Source organism: Cognatishimia maritima, from assembly GCF_900129685.1.
GTDB lineage: Bacteria > Pseudomonadota > Alphaproteobacteria > Rhodobacterales > Rhodobacteraceae > Cognatishimia > Cognatishimia maritima.
Genome location: NZ_FQWM01000011.1, coordinates 1 through 23922 on the forward strand (window position 1 = coordinate 1; position 23922 = coordinate 23922).

A 23922-nucleotide genomic window follows, 5' to 3' on the forward strand; every position below is an offset into this window, starting at 1 on the left:
CATCGGGAATGGCCGTATAACTGTCGTAGGCCTCTCGCCAGAGAGCGTCACCTTCGGGAAAGAACATTGGTTCGTAGTCCTGCGCATAATACGCAGGAAGGATCCAAGGTAGTTGCTCTACGACGCGAGCGACAAGCCTCACCGAGGTGAAAATCGTCGCAACCAGTACATCATATTCCTTTGCCACATAGGCTAGCGTTCCGTCTGTGAAGGGAGCGAAAAGTTCGTGCGCATTTTCTATATCGCCATAAAGGCGCATAAAATCATCCAGATCGGCCGCGCGAATAGCAACCTTAGCGACCACACCTAAAGCGCGCATAGCGGCGACCTCTTGGACCACCGAGTGGGCCCCGCCGCCGCCACCGCGCACGGGCAACACGAACAGCACTCGCTGGGTAGTGACCCAGTCTACTGCCCCCGCCGCTGCGGATAGGTTGCGGCGGTTCAATGCGGCCTTGATTGGTGCGCGGACCTCATCCATTTGGTCGGTCTGCGCGACCTGCTTCACGAGAGTAGAAAATTTATCGGCGCCGTGTTTATCGCGGATGGCCTGACCACCAGCCTTGGAGAGCTTTTCCTTGTTGGCAGACCCGAAACTTTTGGACTTTGCATGGAAAACGTAGGTGTCATCGGCAAAGGCCAGGCTGAAGCCAGCATCCTGCACCCGTACGCAGAAATCGTTCTCCTCGCCGTAGCCGATCGGGAAGGCGATCTCGTCCATATAACCAACGGCGGCTAACACATCCTGGCGGATCATGAAGCAGAAGCCATTCACGAAGGGGCTGCGCGGATAGCTCTTTTTGCTGACGCGACGGACGAGGTCAGCCATGTCGTTGGGGGTGACCCCCCCCGGCAGGGCGTTGATCGCGAATTTTCCGTCCTCCCCAAACAGATCGGGAACGTTCTGCCAGCTTGCGGCGTTGGACAGGGGGCCGACCACGCCGATCTGCGGATCAGAGCGCATGCAGCGGATCAACCCGTCCAGCCAGTAATCCGTTACGATCGTATCGCTGTTCAAAGTCACCACGTAAGGGGCGTTGGAGGCTTTGAGCCCAGTGTTGACTGCCTTGGTGTATCCGCGATTTTCAGGGTGTTCGATCAGGTCGAAAGTGGCCATGGGGGTGCCGAGGGCAGCACAGGCTTCGCGCAACCATTGGGTGGTGGCTGTATCTGAGCCATCGTTGATCACAAGGGCGCGCAAAGGATAGCCGTTACGGGCGTCGGCCAAGGATTTCAGGCAGGCCTGCACGTCGTCAAGAGCGTTGTAGACCGGTACGACGATATCCACCCGTGTCTGCCCCTGAGGGGGGGCAAAGGGCTCTGGCTTGGGAGATCGGCCTTCGCCTCGCCCGTGTGTTTCATAATGCCAGAGCGGGTTTTCCTCACGCGCGGCCACATCCTTGTAGACCTTCAGATAGGCCACCGAATCAAAATCCGGTCCCGGATTGCGCCCCAGCCGTGCGCCAAGCCGCAGGTAATGTTCCGCGGGTGAGAGACCTGAAAGCGCCACATCGGGGTGCGCGGCTGCATAGGTGTCAGCGTCAAAAAGAGCACTGTTTGCAATCGTCTGAATGGGGTCGTTTTGGGAGGACATGATGTAATGATCTTTTTGAAACGATTTGAAAGTACAGGACCGGGTTCAGCGCTTGTCTTGTTGTGCAGCACGGGCGTTTTCCAGTGCCTCTAACTTTTGATAAAGGCGCATGATCAGGAAGAGGGTCGGGAGCTCGGTGTTCGGGGCGTCATATTGGGATTCCGCCGGCGCTGGTGGGGTTTCCAGAAAACCATCTGTGAATAACGTGCCATCTTTGCGCCCCATGAACCGCTGCGCAATGTCGCGGTATTGAGGTTCAAACTGCGTTTCTAGTTCAAGCTGCTGTTCCGGTGTCATCAGAGCGTGGGAATGGTGGATGGCTTTTCCCTGCAATTCGGAAGACAGGGCTGAGTAGCTGATCAGGTCTCGTTGAATCCGGCGCAGCATATGCGGATTTTTGTTCAGGCTGTTGAATTGTCGTTTGAGTTCCAGCGCATCAAGAGCCAGGCGCGGATTTGGGTTACTATGCTCAATTTCGAAATCTTCGTGCCATTCAAGGCCGATGGCCGCGCAAAAGTCTTTGTGAATGTCCTGGTCGATAAACTGCGCTTTCTCAAAAGGGCGTACGATCACGTTTTCGATGCCAAACACGGTGCCAAACATTGGAATTTGTTTGATGGGATAATTTTTGAATTGCCGCATAAAGGTCGAAAAACGGCGGCTTTCCCGGTTCTGTTTGACCCATTGTGAATAGGCGCTTTGTACCCAATGGCTTTGCCGGCGTATATAAAAAACGATCTTGATGTCCCAGCCGGACAGGATGTCCCGGACCTTTTCAAAGAAAGCGATACCATCAGCCGCTTTGATCCGACTGTGCAAAAACTCGGATGAAATAATGACGGTTGGGGATGTCAGCGCTGCAATATCTTTCCACAGTGCCAGTATCTCATTTTCCGGCATATCACGGAACCCGCCGATCCCGGACAATTTATGATGCACCAGCGCCTTGTCGATCTGCACACGCCCTTCTTGTGGGAAGTAGATGCCCTGCGCCGCGAAACGGTCTTCGTTTCTTGCAAAGAAGCTCTGCAATGCTGTGGTTCCAGTTTTCCCGGCCCCCACGTGGATGAATATAGTCTTAGTCACAAAGTGGCTTCCGTCTCGGCATAAAATATTGAAACAACAAGGCGCGTTATGCTCAGGACGCCGTTTTAGATTTGAGCATAGCTTCCATCCGTATTATTTCATTTTTGTATTTGTCGATTTCGCGATTGAGACGGCGAATGATCTTTTCATCATCACTTTCAGAGTGATCCGCTTCAGCGAAAGTTATGTTTTCTTGGATTTCGTAGCGGTGCAAGAATGTCTTAATAATTTCTCCAACGATAAAATCGCTGGCATGCAGGCGATCTGATTGCCATGAGAGATCCGGATGACTAAGCATCACGGCTTCATAACTCGGAAAGTAGTCAAAGCTGTCACGGGCCGCCAGAAATTCCATGGCCGCAACGCGCAATGTAGACTTTGAGGTCATATTTGCCACGATTACATCGTCGGAAGTAAAGGTCCTGCCGATTGGTACCGGGGAAACTGTCATCACCCGTTTTTGTGCCGGCTTGCCATGCATAGACAACAAGGCGTCGATTTGTTCGATCGCGGTTTTGACTTCATCCACAGTGAGGCATTTAAATTCAAAACGGTCACCTTGAGATCTCAACAGTCTTGGCGCCGGTGCCTCGTTGAGGTAGAGACCCGTTTCGCGATCATACCACGCTTCGATCAGTCCCAGAGTGAAAATAAAAATGTCGGATGTGAATGCTTGTTGGAAATAATCATTTATTGCTTCACGCCGGCGCATCATGGTTTCGACTGTACCGCTGCCAGCATTACTGCGCAATTGTCCATCGTAGACTTGGCCCTCACCCGCAGGTAAAAGAGCGTTTTCTGGGTAAACGCGCACTCCTGATGCAAACTCCAATTCTTGCAAAACCGAATATGGGTTGTACTTATTGAACGCTCCGGTCGCGCGCGCAGTTTCTGCGGCCAAATGAGGGATACTATCGATATCACGGCTGCGCACTTTGGCACCTGCAAGCTCTAAGCGCTCTTCGACGTTTCGGGCAAAACAGGAACCCATTGCAAAGAACGTCGCGCTACTATCTGCTGTAAAACTTTGGCGGCCTACGGGAATACAAATTTTACCATTTAGGCGGTCTTTTGCCGAATCTGGAGTTCCTTTCCAGCGGGCGAGAGCATTTTCACGGCTCAACTTGAAAGCAAGATTACCTAAAATTGGGGTGCTACGCATAATCTTTTTAATCTCCAAAATTTTACGCGCACCATACCTTTTCAAAGGGTCTTGGCAAGGCGTCAAACTGCTATGCTGGTTAGCCTAATGCTTTAATGGCCCTAACCGTCCTATATTCTCGCGAAAATAGTGGCGCGTGCACGAGGTTTTTCCAATACGCTGTTTTTTAAGCGGCACGATTGCGCCCGAGGCATATCTTTTATGACATCTCCTTGCGACCCTTTTTCCCGCATGGCATGAAACGAATGATTTTAGGTCGAAGGATATTTTCATGAAAATCGCAGTTGTTGGGATCGGCTATGTGGGCATGTCCAATGCGGTGCTATTGGCGCAGCACAATCAGGTGGTTGCGGTTGATCTTTCGGCTGAGCGCGTCGCTGCGCTGAATGCCGGGCAGTCGCCGATTGAGGATGCTGATATCGGGGATTGGCTGGCCCATAAGCCGCTGACCTTGACCGCCACAACCGATGCCAAGGCCGCTTATCGGGATGCCGATTTTGTCGTGGTTGCGACGCCGACAAACTACGACCCGGTCACCAACTTTTTTGATACCTCTTCGGTGGAATCCGTCATCGCCGAGGTGCTGGCGGTCAATGACCGCGCGGTGATCGTTGTCAAATCCACCATTCCGGTCGGATTCACACGCCGTGTTCGGGCCGGACTCAACACCGACCGGGTGATGTTCAGCCCCGAGTTCCTGCGCGAAGGACAGGCGCTTTATGACAACCTGCATCCTTCGCGGATTGTGGTGGGGGCCTCTTGTGAGGCGGCGCAGCGTTTTGCTGCCCTGCTGGCCGAAGGGGCACAGGACCGCGATGTGCCAGTGTTGTTCACCGGGCCGGAAGAAGCAGAGGCGATCAAGCTTTTTGCCAATACCTACCTTGCGATGCGTGTGGCGTTTTTTAATGAGCTGGACAGCTATGCCATGGCGCATGGCATGGATACACGCCAGATCATTGAAGGCATAGGGTACGATCCAAGGATTGGCAGCCACTACAACAACCCCTCCTTTGGCTATGGCGGCTATTGCCTTCCCAAGGACAGCAAGCAGTTGCTCGCCAATTATGCTGATGTACCTCAGAACCTTATCCGGGCGGTGGTGGATGCCAACCGCACGCGCAAGGATTTCATCGCCGACCAGGTGCTGGCACGCGGGCCAAAGGTCGTGGGAATCTATCGCCTTGTCATGAAGGCGGGATCAGACAATTTCCGGCAAAGCTCAATCCAAGGCATCATGAAGCGCATCAAGGCCAAGGGCATCGAAGTGATTGTCTATGAGCCGGTGCTGGAGGCGGAGGATTTTTTTAATTCCCGAGTGGTACGCAATCTCGAGGCCTTTAAGGCAACAAGTGATGTGATTATAGCGAACAGGATCACCGATGAATTAGAAGATGTGCTGGAAAAGGTGTTCACCCGCGACATTTTCCGGGTGACCTGAGGCAGCATTGCTCTGGGGATCTTGCCGGACGGTCTCCGGTTCGTTCGTCAGGACAGGGCGACGCCAGTGGCCTGGGCAGCGCGCACGATGGCCAAGTGGTGGTCAATCGCGGTCTGAATATCCTCGTAATAGGTCAACTGCCCGTTTTCGATAACCGCACCGTGCTGGCACATGGATTTTATCATTTCCATTGAGTGGCTGACCACAACCGCGCTGCGGCCCTGCATGCGTTCGCCGAAAACCTGCATGCTCTTGGCCTTAAAGGCCGCATCCCCAACCGAAGTGACCTCGTCCACCAAATAGGTGTCAAAGTCGATGCCCATTGAGACCCCGAAGGCGAGGCGCGAACGCATGCCCGACGAGTAACTGCGCACCGGTAGGTTGAAGTGATGCCCCAGACCCGCAAAGCTCCGGACGGAGTCGATCAATTCGTCTGTGTCTACGCCGTAAATCCGCCCAATGAAGCGTACATTTTGCACGCCGGTCAGATCCTGGTGGAAGCTGCCGGCAAATCCCACCGGCCAGGAAATGGACCCCGCTGAGATAACCCGACCAGAATCCGGGGTCATTGTTCCTGCGATCATACGCAGCAGGCTGGATTTACCGGCCCCGTTGCGGCCAAGCAACGCCACCGAGGTCTGGGCGGGAAAGGCGGCATTGATGTTCTGCGCCACCACCTTGTGCTGCCCATTCAGGTGATACGTCTTGCTGAGGTTCTCCAGTCGGATCATCGCCGGTCCCGGACGGAATAATAGATCAGTGCGGCGATGGCCCAGCTAAAGAGTGCCCCGGATGCAATCAAAAGCAGCAGGGTGAAGCGCTGTGGATATTCGGCCTCCTCCGCAAGGGTGGGGGGAATATAGGTGGCCAGATAGCGTGATTGCCGCTGGGCTTCGGCCAGGGCCGCATCGTAGGTCGCCAGTGCGTTCAGATAGCTTTTTTCGGCAAATTCCTGATCCACGGCTAGCGCTTCGTATTCGCCGACCAGTTTGGAATAGGTGTCGTCTCCGGTGCCGACCTCGCTGCCAAAGCGCTGACGTTCTTCAGCGATCCTCGCCTGGATGACTTCGACGCGGCGTTCTTCTTGCAGGATACGGGGGTCCCCGGATTGAGCGCTTTGACGCAGTAGATCCAGTTCGATGAGAGCTGCGGCCAGCTGGGTCTGCAGGCTGTTCAAAAGGCTCATGCGGCCTTCGGTATCGGCCAGTGGGTCAATGATCTGGGTCTTGGCGCGGAACTGGGTGATGGCCTGCCGTGCTTCCTTGAGGCGCACAAGCGAATGATCCAACTCTTCGCGCGCATAGCGGGTGGTGTCCTCGCGGGCGATGGTGGTCAGCGCATTCAACATGCGTGTGCTTTCTTCGACGATGGCATTGGCGACATCCTGTGCCGCTTGGGGTTGGAATGCCGTGACCCTCAGTTCGATCAGCCCGCTGTTACGATCGTAAAAGATCTTCACCACCCGGTTCCAATAGCGCTCCAGCGCTTCCTGGCTGGCCCCTTCGGAAAGACCAAAAACGGGATCCGCCGGATTTCTGTAAAGGGTTTCCAGGTCCAGCTTGGCGTCGATCGCACGGATCATTTCGCGCCCTTTGATGAACTTAAAGAGGATGTCGGTGTCTGAGGAACTGGTGCCAGCCAGATCGGTGATGCCGCCAAGCACTTCGATGGCGGAACTGGTTTCCTCCTTGCGGACCGCGAAGCCCACGTAAGAGGCATATTGGTCCTTGGCGACCGTATAAAGATATACGCCGCTCCCGAAAGTGGGCAGGACGACCCACAACAGGAAAGACAGCAGCAGGGCAAAATGGCGTTTGCGCAGGAAGGCAGAGCGTGCCAGAGCCTGTGTTTCTTCAGCCTGTGGGGAAGGGGCGGGTGACTGGGTCAAATCAACCCTCGTTGTTTTCATTTCAATCTTTCTGCAATATGGCTGAGCGCACTCAAAGCAGCAACCTCAAACACGGGACTTTTCCGCGTGCAGGACAGTCAAATCATACCTCAGAAAATGCGCTCATTTCGTACGTCACGCACCGTGGCCGCGTTGGTGTTGCGCGAAATGTCCACGACCTATGGTCGATCGGCCTTTGGCTATTTCTGGGCAATTGCAGAGCCAGCAGCGGGAATCATTTTGCTGACGCTTATTTTCTCGCTTGCGCTGCGCACCCCGTCTCTGGGCACCAATTTCCCGCTGTTTTATGCCTCGGGGCTACTGCCTTTCATGATGTACCTGGACGTGTCCGGGAAAATGGCGCAGGCCTTACGGTTCTCACGGCCTCTGCTTGCCTTTCCGGCCATCACCTATGCCGATCCGTTGCTGGCGCGGCTGATCCTGAATGGGCTGACCCAGTGTCTTGTGATGAGCATCGTGCTGATCGGGATTATCGTTGGCTTCGATCTAGATGTAATCTTGGAATTCCGTTTTATTGCGGCAAGCATCGGCATGGCCCTTGCGCTTGCGACAGGGCTTGGGACCTTGAACTGTTACCTTTTCATGCGTTTCCCGGTCTGGGAACGCGTTTGGGCGATCGTCAATCGTCCGCTGTTTTTTATCTCAGGCATCTTTTTCCTGTTTGAATCCATTCCGGAGCCATACGCATCCGTTCTGTGGTTCAACCCTTTGGTCCATGTGACTGGGGAAATGCGGCGGGGCATCTATGTGACCTATGAAGGCGCCTTTGTGTCCCCCGCTTATGTTTATGGGCTGTCAGCTGTGTCGCTCTCTCTAGGCCTGTTGCTCTTGCGCCGCCACTACAAAGATCTTGTTCACCGCTAGTGGCGTTATGTTCTTGGGATTTACTCGATCAGTGTGTTGAATTTAAGTCATGGGTGATCGCGTCTGTTTGCAATCACGAACTTCACCCTATGACTCCGGCCACTTTCACCATAAAAGTCTTCAAAACTTTGTACCGTCGGGGGATGTTCATTTGACTTTCAGGTTTAGAACAGCAGCTGTGTTATTATTCTGCATGGCGGCTGCGGGCTGCACCCTGCCACGCGGTGCGGCGCTGGAAGCCGAGATTGTCAACGCCAGTAAGGATGAGGTGGCGGCCTTTGCCGTTGAACCTGTTACGCGTGCCAACCTTGCGCGTCTCAAAAGCTGGCCGATGACCGGCTGGAGCGGCAGCTATCATTGGCTCGAAGTTCAACGTGGTCCGCTGTCAAATCGGCTTTTTCCGGGGGATGAGTTGACGTTGACCATCTGGGACAGCGACCAAAACTCTCTCTTGATTGGCCCGGGTCAGAAGCAAACGCAGGTTACGCGGCTGGAGGTCTCTGCCTCGGGGGACGTCTTTGTGCCCTATGTCGGGGATATTCAGGTTTCGGGCCTCTCCACAACAGCGGCGCGGCAGGCCATTCAGGACAAGCTGGGCATGGTGACACAATCCGCCCAAGTGCAATTGCAGCTCCAGCAGGGACCGGGCAATACGGTGGATATTGTCAGCGGTGTCGGGCGGCCCGGAAGCTACCCACTGGCCAATCGCAACGCCTCGTTGCTGAGTGTCCTTGCTCAAGCCGGAGGGATCGACAAAGGCCTACGCCACCCAATCGTGCGCCTGATCCGGGCGGGCAAGACCTATGAAATCCCTGCGGAGGCTCTGCTGGCGGATGCCTCCAAAAACATCATCCTGCGGGGGCGCGATCAGATTGTGGTGGTCAAGGATGACCGATCCTTCATTGCGCTTGGGGCCACGGGCAGTGAGCGGCTGGTGTATTTTGAGCAGGAAGAGATCACGGCGCTTGAGGCGCTGTCCATCATCGGGGGGCTCAACGATGGGCGCGCGAACCCCCAAGGTGTCCTGATCCTGCGCGAATACCCCGATAGCGCAGTTGGCGGCACCGGACCGAGCAAGGCCGAGACGATTTTCACGCTTGATCTGACATCCGCAGACGGCCTGTTTGCAGCGCGCAATTTTCTCATTCACCCGGATGACACCGTTCTGGCCACGGAATCTCCGGTGACCTCAGCGCAGACGGTTCTGGGTTTGATGGGGCGTGTTCTCAGCATCAATCGTGCGCTGAATTGATTGGGTGAGCGACGAACTCCGGGAAGTATTTATCATAATAAACCTTATGCGTTTTGCGCTATGTAGCGGGGAGCGCGCTACCCTGAAGTGCGACTTTTGTTAGAAAACAACGAATTATGTAATTGAAAATCACGCCACCAACAGCAGAAACAGCGGTACAATTGCAGCGGCAAAGATAGCTTCAACCGCTAGCCCCGCCCCCTCGGCATCGGCTTCTGCACCTGGCTCATCCGGTTCTTCTGGTTCCTCCGGTTCTACTGGGTCGATTGGCGGTAGAATGGGTTCTGGATCGTCAACACCGCCCTCAATCAGCGCCTCGACTTCCGGTGTTAATACGACGTCCGAAAAAACAAGCTGCATGATCTCAAAACCGTCGAGATCAGCTTGGATCGTGCCATCCACATAATATTCGCTGGGATCAAGGATATCGATTTCGGCATTGCTTTGAGTGCTGCCAGGGGATTGCCCCGCTTCGACGCCAAGCCTGGTGATCTCAAGATGATCATAATCCGCAATGATAGCGTTCATGCCGAGGTCTTCCATCGTGGTGCCCTCGCTTCGGGACATTACGTAAACCACCAACTCATTGTCTCCATAGAAGCTAAGAACGTCTGCAGAGGGTTCGCCGTCTGATCCATCGGTGGCGAGGTCAATTTGCTGCTTTCCGGGAAGGTTTTCCCGCATCATTTTAAACATCTCTCCGGCGGGAGACAGTTCCTCAAAGTCGTGTCCATAGCTTAAGGCGCTTTTGGCACTTTGTTGAAGTGGCCAGACGTGGGCAATATCAACACCGCGGTCAGACATCTCATCAACGATATAAAGCATTTCAGCGGCCTGTTTGAGACCGTAGTCTTCCTCAGCATCAAAGGCGTCAGTGTGTGCTTTCTGGTTCCACTCAGTGACGAAGATTTCCAGATCTGGATGGTCTTGAAGCCATGTTTGTTCGATCGAATTCAGGACAAAATGCCGGCTCCCTGGAAACACGGGCGCTTTTGAATAAACATGCGCTGCGATGGCATCGAGCGCATCACGTTCCTCCGGTGTGTCGAACTCCTTCATGACCAGTTCGTTTGCAATCTTGGTCCAATTCACCCCTCCGCCATTATAAAGGTGATCTTCGGAGTTCAGTAAAAGCCCGTAGTCTAGGGCGACGGCTTGAAGCTGCTCTTCACCGGTTCCAAGATGATCGTAGTCAAGGCTCAGATCTGCAAAACCATGGCTCGCCCCGACTTGGGTGATGATGGAAATTTCTCCCTGCCCAAGACTGTCGAGTTCGTCATCGATGATAGCAGCCATTTCGCTGGAGAGGCGACCATACTCAACGGAGGACATTTCCCCGCTCCCCCAGTATTCATTGCCAATTTCGAACCCTTCGATTTCGGCATCACCATATGCCCCCGTGACGGTGTCCCTTATGAAGCCTCGCAGCAAAGCCTCATCAAATTCGGGAAATCTATCGCCATTCTCATCGGTGTCTTCAGAAAGGAACTCCCGGGTCGGAATGACCACCGTAACGGGCATATTCGTATCTGCGGCCCAGGACAAAAAGCTGGAATAGGGTATAAGCGTGTGCTCTTCGCCCGTATGTGGGTGAACGCCACTTGCGCGGTCAGGGTCTGATATATCGAAGTAGAATTCGGTGACTGCGCCACCAGGATATCGAATACCCGTAATCCCCAACTCTTCTGCGAGTTCGTCATAAGTCCCATCGTCGCCAATGCGATCACGATGAGTCAGAATGTTGCCGCCAAATAAGCCAGCATGCATTGTATGTTGTTCGGCGCTCGCAGCATGCATCTCAGGCATCGGTCATCCCCCTTGCATTGTTGCGGAGGATGAAACAGTGGATTTAATATTGCCTGAGGTTGGGCAGATTATTTGATTAGAGTTTTAGGGAGTGGGGTGAGTGGTCTTCCAGAAATTCAGACACTGACTTGGGTTACGATTTGCTGCCTGCTGATCGTCAACCATCAGAAGGTAAGAGATGCATTGTGAAAATCTGATAGCGGAATTGGGCTAAACCCCCTACGCTCCGGGCAATAGCTGTCCCAATATCGCGCATCACTTATAGCATGAAACTTATCGTTCAAATTCCGGCCTTTAATGAAGAAGGCACGCTTGCAAAAACCATTTCCGAGATACCGCGTACTGTTGCAGGCGTCGACAAGGTCGAAATCCTGGTAATTGACGATGGGTCCACGGATAAAACCGTTGATGTCGCCAAAGCCGCAGGGGCTGATCATATCCTCAGAATGCCCACCAATGTCGGGCTTGCAGGGGCCTTTACCGCCGGGATCGAAGCCTCGCTTCAGAAGTCTGCCGATATTATCGTCAACACGGATGCGGATAACCAATACTGTGCCGCGGATATTCCAAAGCTGATTGCGCCCATTTTGAACCGTGAGGCGCAAATCGTTGTTGGCGCGCGCCCGATCTCAGAGATCGAAAGCTTCTCACCGATCAAGAAAGTCTTTCAACGCCTTGGGAGTTGGGTGGTCAGAAAAGCCAGCGGGACGCAGATCCCTGATGCCCCGTCTGGGTTTCGCGCCTATTCCAAAAGTGCTGCTGCCCGGCTGTATGTTATCAACCCATACACCTACACGCTTGAGACAATTATCCAAGCCGGGCGCAAGCGCATTCCCATGACCTCTGTGCCCATCCGGGTGAACCCCGTGACGAGGCCATCGCGCCTTTTCCGCTCTATGCGCGAATATATTTTCAGGTCCAGCGGCACGATCATTCGCATCAGTATTGTCTATGCGCCTTTGCGTTTCTTTTTTACGCTTGCTGCGTTGTTTGCCCTGCCGGGTCTGGTGGCGATTGCCCGCTTCCTGGTGCATTACGCCGCCGGAGATGGCAGCGGGAACATTCAATCCTTGGTGCTGGCATCTGCGCTTTTGGCCATGGCCACGGTGCTCTGTGCGGTGGGTATTTTGGCGGACCTGATTGCTGCCAACCGGCATCTTCTGGAAGACATCCGGGCGCGGGAAATGTTGCGGTATTCCGATATGCCTAAGGACTAGATTAAGGGCATGTGTTAAGAGCATATGGCGAGGTCATCGCGACCGTCGACGCTGCTTGGCTTTTGCAATAAAGGACACTCATTGAAGGTGGCGCAGGCAAAGTTAAAATCAACGCTCAGAAAAATCGCCATTGTCGGACCATTGCCACCTATTAAAAGCGGCATTGCACGGCACACGAGTGCTCTCACAGAAGCCCTTTTAGCGGACTCTGCGAATGAGGTCAGGGTCTGGGGCTTTAAGCGTCAATATCCGGGGTGGCTATATCCGGGCGGAGATGAAAGGGACGCAAGCCTATCGTCTCCCACATTTCGATATGAAGAAACTGTAGACGGGGTAAACCCCGCGTCTTGGTTTCACACGGCCCACGCCATTCAAAAATTTACGCCAGATATATTGGTGTCGCCCGCCTGGACGTTCACGACGGCCCCGGCCCTTGGTTATATCGCAAAAAAAGCGCGGCAACACGGCGCGCGCAGTTATGTGGTCGTACACAATGTTGCGGATCATGAGCAGGCGTCATGGAAGAGTATGTTATCTCGGTGTCAACTTTCGAATGCGGATAAGTTCATCACCCATAGCCAAGCACTGGCGAAGAGCCTTTCAGAGCTTCAGCCAGGCACGCCAAGTGTTTTTTCGCCCCATCCGGTCTTTGACACCCTGCCCCAGCCTGAAGGGCGTTTGACGCGCGAGCAAAACATAGAGTTGTTATTTTTCGGCATTATAAGGCCTTACAAAGGTCTCGACCTGCTATTGAAGGCCATTGCGAAAAGTGGGCGGAGGGATTTGCGGCTCACCATTGCAGGGCAGTTTTGGCAAAATGAAAAAGACACAACTGAATTGATCGACCGGCTGGGCATATCTGATCTTGTCGAATTGCGAAGTCGCTTTATTGATGATCGCGAGGCCGCTGCGCTTTTTCAGAGGGCAGATGCTGTTGTCTTACCTTACAGATCCGTCACAGGTTCCGGAGTTGTGGCCACCGCTTTTCACTATGGCAGAGCCGTAATTGCAACGCGGTTGCCCGGCTTTGCTGAAATCGTGAAGGACGGTGAAACAGGTTGGCTCTTTTCGCCAAATTCTATTGACGAGCTTGCCGATCATATCTGGGGGATGACACGTGCACAAACAGACCCTGCTGGTATCGCCGCCAAACAGTTTGGTCAGAGGTTTACTTGGGAAAAGTTTGCCTCACTTGTTGTGGCTTAAGCCGGGAGAACCTGGAGACGTGCTTGAATGACCACAGCTTTTGGACGACTGGGGGCCGCTTTAATCCTCGCATTTTCTGCAATCTTGGTGCTTGCAGGTGCGCTGAGTTCCGAGGGGTTATATCTCATTGATGAACTCATCTATGCCATCGGGGTGGAAGCGTTCAGGACGTCTCAGTCTTTCGAGGTGCAAAATGGTTTTAAGGCGTTTGGCTCAGAGGATCTCAGAATTTGGCTACTGGCCAAAGGCCCGAATGGTTTTACGCCCCAGTACCCACCAGGCACAGCGATAGCCGGTGCCGGTTTGACTTGGCTGTTCGGATCAAAGGCTCTCATTGCTCTGAATGTCTGCGCGGGTGTTGGCACGTTATGGGTTACCCATGCTGTGGCACGTCGTTTGTTTCAATCGGCAGACATTGCAAATCTTTCCGTGATATTGCTGACGATCTGCACATTTTGGGCAGAATATGTGTTTGCACATTGGCCGCACGCGGTGACGGTCTTCTTGGTGAACTTGGCATTTCTGCTGTTTCTGAACGTAATCGATAGAAAAGAGTACGTTTTCGGATCTGCTTTCTTGAGCGGCATCGCGATTGGTGTCTGTATGTTCTTTCGGCTTGATGGCCTGCTTCTTCTACCCGTCATTACCATTGTGACGATATTATATGCCCGGATTCCCATAGTGACCCTGTCCGCTGGAGCGGCAGGGTTTCTGCCAGTTGCAGCATTGCTGGCGCTGATTAACAAAACCAAATTTGATACATGGAACCCGCTGTCTTACGGGACCTCTTCCGGCGGCAGCTCTGATGTGACGGCCTACCTGCCCCTCTTGTCCGTTGGTATCATTATTGCCGGATGTTTGGTTCTGCTGCGCCTGTATCGCGGCACTCGAAAGATTGACCCGCGTATTGTTGTTGGGGTTTTAGGCTTGGGGGTTCTGCTGTCCTCTGTAAGCGTGCCTGCAATGAATAAGCTCGTGACGGGCATTAATGCGATCCTGATTGATGCGACCACGATTTCTGATTGGCGGGAAGGTGTCAGACCCCAAGCTAATGGAACCCTGATTTTCTGGGGGGTGCCAAAAAAAGCTCTGGCGCAGAGTCTGCCCTGGTTGGGCTGCCTGGCTCTGCTGTTGGGGATGAAGTGGGGGGGGCGTCAGCGTTCTGTTTCGATCATTTTGATCTTCTTTGTTGTTTGGGCGCTGCCATTCATTATGCGCAACTGGCATGGCGGATTGTCGCCAAACATGCGCTACCTGCTGCCGACATTGCCTGTGTTGGGGATACTGGCCGCCTGGATTATTCAGACCCTTGAACAGAAATGTTTTTTCAGGAAGCCCCGTTTGATGCTGGGGCTCTCCGCATTCCTCACGGCATGCATTTTACTGCTGCTGTTTCCCGGGCAAATCGCGCTGTTACATCAGATTGCGACAGTTTACCTGTTTGTGATTATTGCAGTGCTTTTAGCACTTGCCGGCTTTTTCTTGAACTCAGTTACAGCGGCAGTTTCGTTATTTGTAATGGGCATCGGGCTAGGAGCTTCGAGTTTTCTTGCCATTGACGATATTCAAGCGACACAAAACCGCCGGGAAGTGACGGCTCAGCGCTCTAACGACGCAGACATGATCACTGGACCCGTGGTGATCTATGGTTCGCCCGAAAGTTTTGCTTCGGCTTTTTCCGACCCGCAGAAGCTCGTTGCGCTGCCCCATGTCGTAACCGGAAAGATTGACACGGAATTCGTTTATGCAGCCTGTCAGGCAGGGTACAGAGTTTTGGTCGCGAGTTGGATGGTAGAGAATATATCGCAATCAAACAGTGATCTACGGTTGCTTGAAATGCGGACCCCGGCCCCCGACACTCTTTCCCACCAAATTGATTGCCTGCAATAAAAAATACGACAGGCTCAGTCTTACAAATTGCGAGTTCCGGAAACAGTATTGGAAGTTGAAGATTCAGCCAATCGCAGGCATGTCTCCGCTATCAACTGATCTGAAAACCGTTGCTCTGCCAACTCTCTTGCCTTGGCCGACATGGTCTCCAAGTCAGAAGAGGCCATGGCGCATATCTTCCCGACAGTCTCTGTGAGCGCCCCTAGGTCTCGCGGGGGGACAAGCCAGCCTGTTTGACCCTCGACAAGGCCATCGCGGCAGCCATCCACATCGCTTGCGATCACCGGACGCCCGGAGGCCGCCGCTTCCAGAATGACTTTCGGCAAGCCCTCCCCGCCATGGGAGGGCATAACAAGGACATGCGCCGCCGTCAGATAGGGGCGCACATCCGTTTGCCGCCCCACAAACTGAATATTTTGCGCCCTCCCCCAGTCCTTTAGGGTTGCCGCGCGGATGGCCCCGGCATTGGCATGGAAGGTGTCTCCGACAACCGTGAACTCTGCGGGCAAATGGGCTGCGCGCGCACGCTGCGCGACCGCGACGAAGTCCTCGATGCCTTTGTCTGTTTGCAGGCGACCGACAAAGACAAAACGCCGTGGAAGATCAGGTGGCAGAGGCGCGTTTTGAAACTGTGTGAGATCCACCCCCGACCCCATGGTGCGCACAACCGGGGTCGATTTTGACAGGCCATGGGACCTTAGAAAATCAAGATCGGCGGGGTTTTGCACTAGGAGTGTTTCAGCACGTGATGATGCAAAACTGTATAATCTGGTGAGGATGCGCCCCATGGCGTCACGCTTGCGCATACGCATGCCCAAACCGCTGACATTGTTCACATATGGCAGGCGCAGCAGACGGCAGGCGAGGCCGCCATAGACATTGGCTTTGATCCCGTTGTTAAAGACGACCTTGGGCCGCGCGCGCCTTAACAATCGCCAGACCCGCCGCAGGGCCGCCCATTCTTCAATCGGGTTGGACCCATCCAGAGAAACGGGCCAGTCAAGCACCTGCACACCAGTCATGGCGGCCAAATGCGAGGTCCATTCATCGGCACCCGCAATCACCGTGACCTGCCAACCCTCTGAGACCAGCGCCGCAATCACATTCCGCCTGAAGTTCCACAAATACCAAGCCGTGCCCGACACCAGAGCGATCCGCTTTTCCATCACCGCACGCCTCTAAATTCGCCGGGCATGTCCTTTGGTTTAAGCGTTTTTTGGGATTTTTGACCGAAAAAATAGACGCCGCTGGCCGCGTCACTGGCATGGGCGCGGTTGCTGAAAAGGTCGATAAACCGCAACCAGAAGAAGGGCGCAGTGAGACGTGAGCCCCACCTGCGACTTCCAAGCAGGGCACCGGCGGCATATCGGAGAATTTGGAAGAGCGCGGTGCCCGGCCCGGCAACAACGCCACTTTCGATCAGGTTGAAACGACGAAACAACCAGCGGTGGCCGTTTTCGGTAAAGCGCGTGAAATCATAAGCGCGTTCGTGAACGGGTTGAAGAAAAGGCGTGCCCGCATAGACAAGACCGTCTGGTTTCAAAACCCGCCAGATTTCCTCGACCACGTCGTGAGGTGACAACACATGCTCTAGAACCGCTTCGATCCAGACGGCATCCACGCTTTGGTCCTTGAGTGGGATATCATGTGCATCCGCAACGAAGTCAGTGTTGGGGGTTGCGTAGACATCAAAGGATATGATGCGGAGGCCTTCTGTTTGATACAGAACCTCGGCGCCGTCACTGACGGTCCCCCCGCCGATGATCAAAACCACCGGGTCAGGCACCTGTGACCGTAGTCTTTCTGCGAGGTCCTGCGCGGTTTTGGGAGACATCGTGTTGCGGCCAAGCAGAATGCGCTTCCAGAGCTGCCGTTTGACCGGCCGAGGTCCGATCAAACTGGTGGCTTTGCTTGCAAGAAGGCTGTCGCGATCCAAGATGCTGTTCTCGAAATTCACGAGGACGGGCTGGCTATCAATGATTGGGAATTTTGTACCGTTCTCGGCACACAGGCCATCGTCAGATAACGCATCGGAGCCAAAAGACGCTTGGCAAAGTGGCGAGCGCAGCAAAGGCAGAATATCGGTGAGCGCTTGGCCGGATTGCTTAGAGATCGACATTGTTGTTACATCTTCCATTCGGACAGGTCGCGATCAAGCAATTGTTCGAGTCGCTCAATGTCCGGGCGGAAATATTGAATGAGTATTCCTCGGGTTTCCGGCTGCATGGGAGGATACTGTTCTTCCCGAAAATTTATTTTGCGCAAGTACGTTTGGAACCTATAGCGTTTTTCCTTGCTGATGATTTTAGATAACGGGCGCTGTAGCGCTTTAGGTGGCGAAAGTATAAATTTGGCCAGAGTGGTCGATCTTGGGGCTTTCGCCTTATTCTGAGACGCAAAGTCCGTGTCAGAAACGTCCGTTGAAATCCCCAGCCAGTCGCAAATCCTTTGATACTCATCTTGAGGAGATCGTTTCAGATCCTGCATTAGGACGACATACACATTCTCTGGTCCGAAGAGTTCACGGTACCTGTTTAGATGACCTGTGAAGCTAAATGTCTGGCGATATCGAGGGCGATACACCCCTGCCCCTTCAGGACGCGCATCATCTGCTTCAAGCGCCTCTTCGAACGATATCTGTTTCTCGTGCGATTGAGATTTAGCCTCGTAATAAAACGAGTAGATTGCTTCGACCGGGTTGCGCAAAGCGACGATAATTTTTGCTTTCGGAGAAAAGGTTGAGATGTTCTCGGCGGCTGAACGCGACGCAAAATAGAGTGCGGATGCATCTAGGGCGTATCTCTGGGAACGCCAGCCTTCGTACATTGCCCAATAGTCGCTGTACCCCATAGAAAAGCCATTCTGACGAACAGGCGTTCCGATCAGCGTGGCGGGTTCTTTTCTGTAAGGGCAGTACACATCTGGGTGCTGCGTGAACAGATGATGCAGGGTGGTTGTCCCGCATTTGGGGGCCCCGACTAAGAACAGGTTGGGGAATTTCCCTATGGTTTCATTTGCAGACATTTTTGGTCCAACCCGGCTTAACGCGTTACGAAAGAATAAATACCCAACCTGCGCCGCAACATCACCGAATGCCCAACTGTCATTAGGGCGAGGCTGACAACTGTTGCGGCTGCGGCACCATTGGCGCCGAAACGCGGGGCGAGCATACCGTTCAAGACGATGTTCAATGCGGTTGCCGCGACCACTGTCATGGCCGTTGTGCCCACATGGCGTGTGTTTGCTAATATCGGCCCTGGCACGCCCGCAGCGGATATCACAACCCGAAGCCACACAAGAATGAGCAGCGGAGTTGCCGCCGCGCTGAACCCAGCCCCGAAAATCACCTCGATGTAGAGTGCAGCCACGGTGCTTGGGATCGCCAAGGCAAGCGTTGCGAGCAGCATCCGGTTCGCAAGGCCTCTGGAAAGTGTCTCTAATCCGGCCAGATCATTTTCGGCATGCAGTTTTGCGGCTTGCTGAGAAATGCGCACACCGGCGGCGTGGAAGGGTAAGGACACCAGCAGAAAAAACCGTGCTGCAACCCCATAAAGCCCGGTTTCCTCGGGGGTGGATAGATATCCCAACATGATGACGTCCGTCGCCCCCAGCAAGGTCGCGGCACCAAAGAGAACAGACGATTTCCCGGCTTCGATGACCCAATCACGGGCTTTGGAAAAATCGGGCGGGTGCCAGATCGACCTGATGGCGCGTCTCAGGCTGTGCAGGCCAATGAGCAACGACAGGAGGCTTGCCCCCGCCGTCAGAAACATGGCCGTGCGTGGGCTGATGTCGGATGTCACATAGACCCACACCAAAACAGCAATCAGCAGAACCGACGGCTCGATCAAACGATCCGGCAGATGCCCGGCAATCGGGCGGCCTAGCCCCTGCAGGACGCCCGTGCGCATCAAGTTAAGAGATCGCACCAGCAAGAGCCCCGCAGCCGCGGCGACGGTGCCCTGCACAACAGTGTCTTGCGCAAGCAGCGGAACGTTCCAAATGGCGAGCGCACAGACCGTAACCGACAGGACTGAAACTGCCAAGAATGTGCCGAGAATAAAGCCCGACGCTTCGTCTTGTGCCTTGCGCACCAGCATTTGAGGAAGCGTGCGCACCGCGAGGTGCTGAAACCCAAAAGTGGTAAAAAGAACGGCGATGCTGACCAAGCCCAAGGCAAAGACATAGGCCCCGAACCCGTCTGGGCCAAGCAGCCGCCCCAATAGCATCGTCAGTGCAAAACTGGCCGCTGCCGCATAAAGCCGCATGAGCAAGATTTGGGAGAACTGGCCGAAGGGCGCGCTTAGTTTTTGGAAGAGGTTTGTTTGAAGCATCCGTTATAAATCGTAGAGCTTGTCCAGTTGGGTGACATAATTTCCGATGGAATGCTTCGCAGCATGTGACTTCAGAACGTCAGAGAGTGCTGCATCGTCTTTCAATTCGACGGTTTCGACAATCTTTTTGGCAACGGCCTCCGGGGTCGGGTCTTGAACGATAAGCCGGGGGTCAGGGCAGCTTTCGCGCAACCCCGGCACATCGGTGACAACGGTCACTTTGCCAAGTTGTGCGGCCTCAAGTACGACCAAGCCAAACCCTTCCCAGTCAGAGATGAGCGCACATATATCCGCGCTTGCATAAGCCGAGGCGATATCTTTGACCGCCCCTAAAAACACCACCCGGTCTGCCAGGCCCAAGTTTTTAGCCAAGTCACGCAAGCTTTGCTCATGTGCCCCAACACCAGCCAGTGTAACAACAAAATACTGCGGCAGATATTCTAGCGCTTTGATCAGGATGTCTTGCCGTTTTGGCCGATCTAATGACGCAACCATTAGGATGCGCGTTATGCCTGTTTCTGTAGTGATGGGTTTTGTAACGGGAGCAACTTCTGGGACAAAATTTGGCAGGGTGTACATACGAGGCACATCCCCAATGAAGGCGCGCATGCCGTCGCTCGCCTCTGCACTCACCGTGATCGTGGACCGCGCGATGCGGTGCAGGCCCCAATCAAGCAGGCGGACCAAATGGCGCTTTCGGCGGGGGTAATGCGCGCTGTGCACATGGAGAATGGCGCGCTGACGCAGAAAAAATGCCAAATAACAGGCCGGGACCATATGCAGATGAAACAGGTCATATTGGTGCCGGTTCCTAAGGCAATACCAGAGCGCTTGGGCAAAGCCCTGCACCTGTATTAATTGTCCGGTGCCCAGATCATAGAAACTGCCGCTACCGTCAAATACAAGAACGTCGTGGTTGTCTTGGGTGCGCACCAGATCAGCAACAAGACGCTCTGCCCCACGCGGAACGTCCAGCCGCCGCACGATCTGAAGTACGCGTTTTTTGGCCATCTTATTGCACCTCAAGAATGTGATGCTTACCGGGCGACAAATATCTAAGAGACCACATGTGCGGGATAAACCCTCTTCTGAAACACCCCATCAATCACTTTGTAATCCAAATTATGTCGTTGATTACATCAGACATTCAGTTTTTATCAAAAGGGCATTCAGGTGAGGCTGAATAACTACAAGAAGCTTGCCAAGAGGACAGCAGCTATGTCGATGTCAGAGGGATCAGCACACCAAGGTATTCTGCGGCACCCCCGAATTGGGGCCGCACTTGCCTTCCTCGCCTTCGCCTTCGCCACTCTGCTGATGCTGTATCCGATGCTTTGGCAGCCCTACTTGCCTTTGGTGGATATTCCCAATCACATCGCCAGATTTACAGTAATGGCAGACCCTGAGGGACCGCTCTCGAAATATTACGATCTCCAGGCAGCTTTTTTGTACCCCAATTCGGCCACGGATTTGCTTTGGCTGGTGACCGGAATGGAGGGAGACCCTGTCGCCTTCGCTCGTATGACCATGATGGTCTACGTCGTTAACTTTATTTTGTCAGTTGTGGTTCTCAATCGTGTCGCAACGGGGCGCTGGGCGGCATGGCCCGCTATCGCCGGACTGTTGGTCTATAATGGAAACTTCATCTGGGGGTTTCAGAACTATGTCTTTACAATACCGTTCAGTCTGCACGCGCTTTCTTTGTGGTTGGTATTGGAACGGCGGTCGACGGTCTGGCGTGCCCTAATTTTCCTGCCAATCAGCATATTGCTTTATACGATGCACCTGCTGGCTTTTGGTGTGCTCATCGTCGCGCTCTTAGGTCGGGAAATTCACCTGATTATTGGGGATGAAGGGGGCAGGACACATAAAATTTCCGACACGTTCATATCAGGAGTTCCATTCCTGATACCGACCCTGTGGTATCTTTATCAAACCATGAGCCAGCCGGCAGGCGCATTGGGAAGCCGTACGGAGCTTGGCCACTGGTGGAGCGGCAGGCTACGTGCCCTGCTATCGATCCAGTGGGAAAATCCGTTACATGAATTTCCGGAGATTTTTCTTTCAGCGCTTCTGACCCTATTCGTTTTGGGTCTTTGCTTTTTGGCAATTTTTCGAACCTCCGGCCCCCGACTTCATATCGTCAGTTCAATGAAAGGGCCGGTTATTGCGCTTGCTTTGCTGTCATTGATCGCGCCTTCTTGGCTGAACGGCGTGGCACTGATCCATATACGGTTCCCATTTGTGGCAATGACTCTGCTGATTGCCGGAACCTATTGTATGGGCTTACGCCTGCATCACAAGGCAGTGCTGACGCTTGTGTTGACAGGCCTGCTGTTTTTGAAGGCCGCTCAATTTGAGAAACTATGGGCGACACACAATCAGGACATAAATGACCTTAAGGTTGTCCTTTCCGAGCTCCCTCCGAATAGCCGCCTTTTGCCATTGAGAGCCTCAGACCAGGAAAACATGCAGCGAAGATTGTGGCATGCACAAGCTTACGCAATGATCTATCAAGATGCTTTTATTCCTACTTTTTTTCAGGGCTCGCATGCGGTCATTTTAAAGGGGGAATGGGACCAATACGCGACCGCCGCTTTGCGACCAAAGAGCATCGAACAGTTGCTGAACGCAGATGCAATCGATCCATCACTCCCCTATGCGTATCTGCGAGATTGGGAGACAAAGTTCACGCATATTTTGTTTTTGGATAAAATGTCGCCCCCAGCACCTCTCAGTGAGACGGTGTTAGAGCTAGGCTCCAAAGGAAGGTTTACGTTGCTGGGAATCCGGTCTCCGGCATGATGGAGTTTTATGCCGCCTGTGCCGTTTCCGATATGTATCAAGCGCACTGAAATGATGTTGCAAACCACCTATTTGTACAAGATATCAAACCGGTCTGTACTTACTCTTTGCGTGTATCCATCGAAGAAATCTGACAGTCCTGCAGACCGCCTCAAGAACACCTCATAAGAAAACCCGGGCTCGTTGAAATACCCGGCCTTTTTGTCAAAAACGATGGCATCAGGAAGACCGGTCTGCAGATCTTCCAACACATTGGCGCGGGTCTCTGCGGCGAGCACCTGTAGCTCAGCGCATACTGCCTCTGTCTGATTGCAAGCCGCCTCCGCTTTGGCATTGGCGATGGCAGGAACTGTCCACAAAGCTGGATAGCGATTGTGCCAAGGCACCCCCAGTTCCAGCGCGACAATCGGTCCAAGGAAAACATGTGAACTCAGAATAGTTATGCCGCTCTCAGTCGGCCCCTTCACGAGTTCAGCAGCTAAATTCTGCACGCTCAGCGATTTGTAGAACCCGCGATGAATGGAAAGCAGGGAAATCATAAGCGCACAAATAATCGCGGAGCGTATGATTGCTTTGACAGGGCTGCGCAGGATTAAGAACCCGCATAGGATTAATCCAAAGCTATGCACGGGGACCGCCTGATATCCGTAGCCGGTCCACTGCAACGTATAAGAGGCGACGCCAGCGAAATATAAAGCGGCAAGCGGACCTAGACCTTGGGGAAGCGATTTCTGCCGCCAACATTCCAACAATAAGAGCGCAACGAAGAGCAGCTTTATAATCCCGATATTTAAAATGACCTGACTATTTGTGCCCCCGTACGCGCCATATGTCAGGACCGCTGTTGGCACGATTTCTAAGAAATAGGCTGGGTGGACTACCCAGACGAAAGCGACATAGCCTGCACCCATCGCGATGATACTGATGTTTGATGCCGCCAACAGCGGACGCAAATTGCGCTCTCGCAACGCAAGAGCGAGTGTCACAAAAATCGGAAAGACCAAAAAATGTGGCTTTAGACAAATGCCCAGTGCCGCAAACGCACCACGCAGTGCTCCGCCCCTGCCATAGGCTCCGCGCTCATGAAACGCTAATCCCATGACCCACGGCATCAGGAACAAGACCAAAAGGTGATCCCGCTGCGCAAAGTATCTGAGCGCAGGAAGGACCACAGCCGCCCATAGCAACACAACAAAGACCATTTGGCGCGCTGGGACGGAGCGATCATGGCCCACCAAGATACGATAAGACCACGCCAAAACGCCGCCAATCAAAAGGGATGTCACTGCATACTGCGCATCTGGCAATGACATCTCGGTGAGATGTGCCAGCCAATTGGCGGGCAGTGTATAGTAGAAG

The 23922-nt window shown here is 53.7% G+C and carries 19 protein-coding genes; 7 read left to right on the plus strand and 12 right to left on the minus strand.

Features of this window, described 5'->3' with window-relative positions:
- From BUA39_RS16120 to BUA39_RS16130, 3 genes are all read right to left on the minus strand, one after another.
- Positions 1–1594, minus strand: a 1594-nt coding sequence (locus BUA39_RS16120) for a glycosyltransferase family 2 protein (RefSeq protein ID WP_131814613.1), incomplete at its 3' end; no start/stop codon positions are given.
- A 45-nt stretch (positions 1595–1639) separates the two neighbouring features.
- Positions 1640–2680 carry a hypothetical protein gene (locus tag BUA39_RS16125; RefSeq protein WP_131814614.1) on the minus strand — a complete coding sequence of 347 codons (1041 nt, stop codon included), beginning with the start codon at positions 2678–2680 and terminating at the stop codon, positions 1640–1642.
- A gap of 52 nt (positions 2681–2732) precedes the next feature.
- A complete protein-coding gene (locus BUA39_RS16130; RefSeq protein WP_084605053.1) occupies positions 2733–3842 on the minus strand; it encodes a GSCFA domain-containing protein in 1110 nt (369 codons plus the stop codon).
- A 271-nt stretch (positions 3843–4113) separates the two neighbouring features.
- On the opposite strand from BUA39_RS16130, the gene BUA39_RS16135 reads away from it, so the two are divergent.
- Entirely contained in the window at positions 4114–5280 is a 1167-nt protein-coding gene (locus tag BUA39_RS16135) for a nucleotide sugar dehydrogenase (protein WP_072794263.1), read from the plus strand.
- 47 nt (positions 5281–5327) lie between these two features.
- Here BUA39_RS16135 and BUA39_RS16140 read toward each other — a convergent pair whose 3' ends face one another.
- On the minus strand, positions 5328–6011 hold the full coding sequence (locus BUA39_RS16140; RefSeq protein WP_072794264.1) for an ABC transporter ATP-binding protein: 684 nt from the start codon (positions 6009–6011) through the stop codon (positions 5328–5330).
- Positions 6008–7168, minus strand: coding sequence for a KpsE/RkpR family capsule polysaccharide export protein (locus BUA39_RS16145; RefSeq protein WP_242648623.1), 1161 nt, complete (start codon positions 7166–7168; stop codon positions 6008–6010). The genes BUA39_RS16140 and BUA39_RS16145 overlap by 4 nt, the downstream gene beginning before the upstream one ends.
- A gap of 117 nt (positions 7169–7285) precedes the next feature.
- Between BUA39_RS16145 and BUA39_RS16150 the strand changes: the two genes are divergently transcribed.
- Complete coding sequence (locus tag BUA39_RS16150) at positions 7286–8053, plus strand: ABC transporter permease (RefSeq protein ID WP_072794265.1); 768 nt, start codon at positions 7286–7288, stop codon at positions 8051–8053.
- 178 nt (positions 8054–8231) lie between these two features.
- Positions 8232–9305 (plus strand): polysaccharide biosynthesis/export family protein, encoded by a 1074-nt coding sequence (locus tag BUA39_RS16155; protein WP_242648625.1) that lies wholly within the window; start codon positions 8232–8234, stop codon positions 9303–9305.
- 129 nt (positions 9306–9434) lie between these two features.
- On the opposite strand, the gene BUA39_RS16160 is transcribed toward BUA39_RS16155, so the two are convergent.
- Positions 9435–11111 carry a hypothetical protein gene (locus BUA39_RS16160; protein WP_072794267.1) on the minus strand — a complete coding sequence of 559 codons (1677 nt, stop codon included), beginning with the start codon at positions 11109–11111 and terminating at the stop codon, positions 9435–9437.
- A gap of 266 nt (positions 11112–11377) precedes the next feature.
- On the opposite strand from BUA39_RS16160, the gene BUA39_RS16165 reads away from it, so the two are divergent.
- The 3 genes from BUA39_RS16165 to BUA39_RS16175 all read left to right on the plus strand — a co-directional run bounded on the left by BUA39_RS16165 (position 11378) and on the right by BUA39_RS16175 (position 15424).
- The gene (locus BUA39_RS16165; RefSeq protein WP_072794268.1) at positions 11378–12328 is read left to right on the plus strand and encodes a glycosyltransferase family 2 protein; all 951 of its coding nucleotides are present in this window, start codon (positions 11378–11380) and stop codon (positions 12326–12328) included.
- An 87-nt stretch (positions 12329–12415) separates the two neighbouring features.
- Complete coding sequence (locus BUA39_RS16170; protein WP_242648626.1) at positions 12416–13534, plus strand: glycosyltransferase; 1119 nt, start codon at positions 12416–12418, stop codon at positions 13532–13534.
- Between the two features lie 27 nt (positions 13535–13561).
- A complete protein-coding gene (locus BUA39_RS16175) occupies positions 13562–15424 on the plus strand; it encodes a YfhO family protein (protein WP_072794270.1) in 1863 nt (620 codons plus the stop codon).
- Between the two features lie 20 nt (positions 15425–15444).
- On the opposite strand, the gene BUA39_RS16180 is transcribed toward BUA39_RS16175, so the two are convergent.
- The 5 genes from BUA39_RS16180 to BUA39_RS16200 are packed head-to-tail and all read right to left on the minus strand — an operon-like array spanning position 15445 to position 20769.
- Positions 15445–16590, minus strand: a complete 1146-nt coding sequence (locus BUA39_RS16180; RefSeq protein WP_072794271.1) for a glycosyltransferase family 4 protein — start codon at positions 16588–16590, stop codon at positions 15445–15447.
- Positions 16590–17561, minus strand: a complete 972-nt coding sequence (locus tag BUA39_RS16185) for a methyltransferase domain-containing protein (RefSeq protein ID WP_110721867.1) — start codon at positions 17559–17561, stop codon at positions 16590–16592. Before BUA39_RS16185 ends, BUA39_RS16180 begins: the two co-directional genes overlap by 1 nt.
- Positions 17549–18448, minus strand: coding sequence for a sulfotransferase family protein (locus BUA39_RS16190; RefSeq protein WP_072794272.1), 900 nt, complete (start codon positions 18446–18448; stop codon positions 17549–17551). The genes BUA39_RS16185 and BUA39_RS16190 overlap by 13 nt, the downstream gene beginning before the upstream one ends.
- 17 nt (positions 18449–18465) lie before the next feature.
- A complete protein-coding gene (locus tag BUA39_RS16195) occupies positions 18466–19758 on the minus strand; it encodes an oligosaccharide flippase family protein (protein WP_072794273.1) in 1293 nt (430 codons plus the stop codon).
- A gap of 3 nt (positions 19759–19761) precedes the next feature.
- Positions 19762–20769 (minus strand): glycosyltransferase family 4 protein, encoded by a 1008-nt coding sequence (locus BUA39_RS16200; protein ID WP_072794274.1) that lies wholly within the window; start codon positions 20767–20769, stop codon positions 19762–19764.
- A gap of 207 nt (positions 20770–20976) precedes the next feature.
- Between BUA39_RS16200 and BUA39_RS16205 the strand changes: the two genes are divergently transcribed.
- Positions 20977–22563: a hypothetical protein gene (locus BUA39_RS16205; protein ID WP_072794275.1), complete on the plus strand. Its 1587-nt coding sequence runs from the start codon at positions 20977–20979 to the stop codon at positions 22561–22563.
- Between the two features lie 68 nt (positions 22564–22631).
- On the opposite strand, the gene BUA39_RS16210 is transcribed toward BUA39_RS16205, so the two are convergent.
- The gene (locus BUA39_RS16210) at positions 22632–23690 is read right to left on the minus strand and encodes a hypothetical protein (RefSeq protein ID WP_131814615.1); all 1059 of its coding nucleotides are present in this window, start codon (positions 23688–23690) and stop codon (positions 22632–22634) included.
- Positions 23691–23922: the final 232 nt, after the last annotated feature.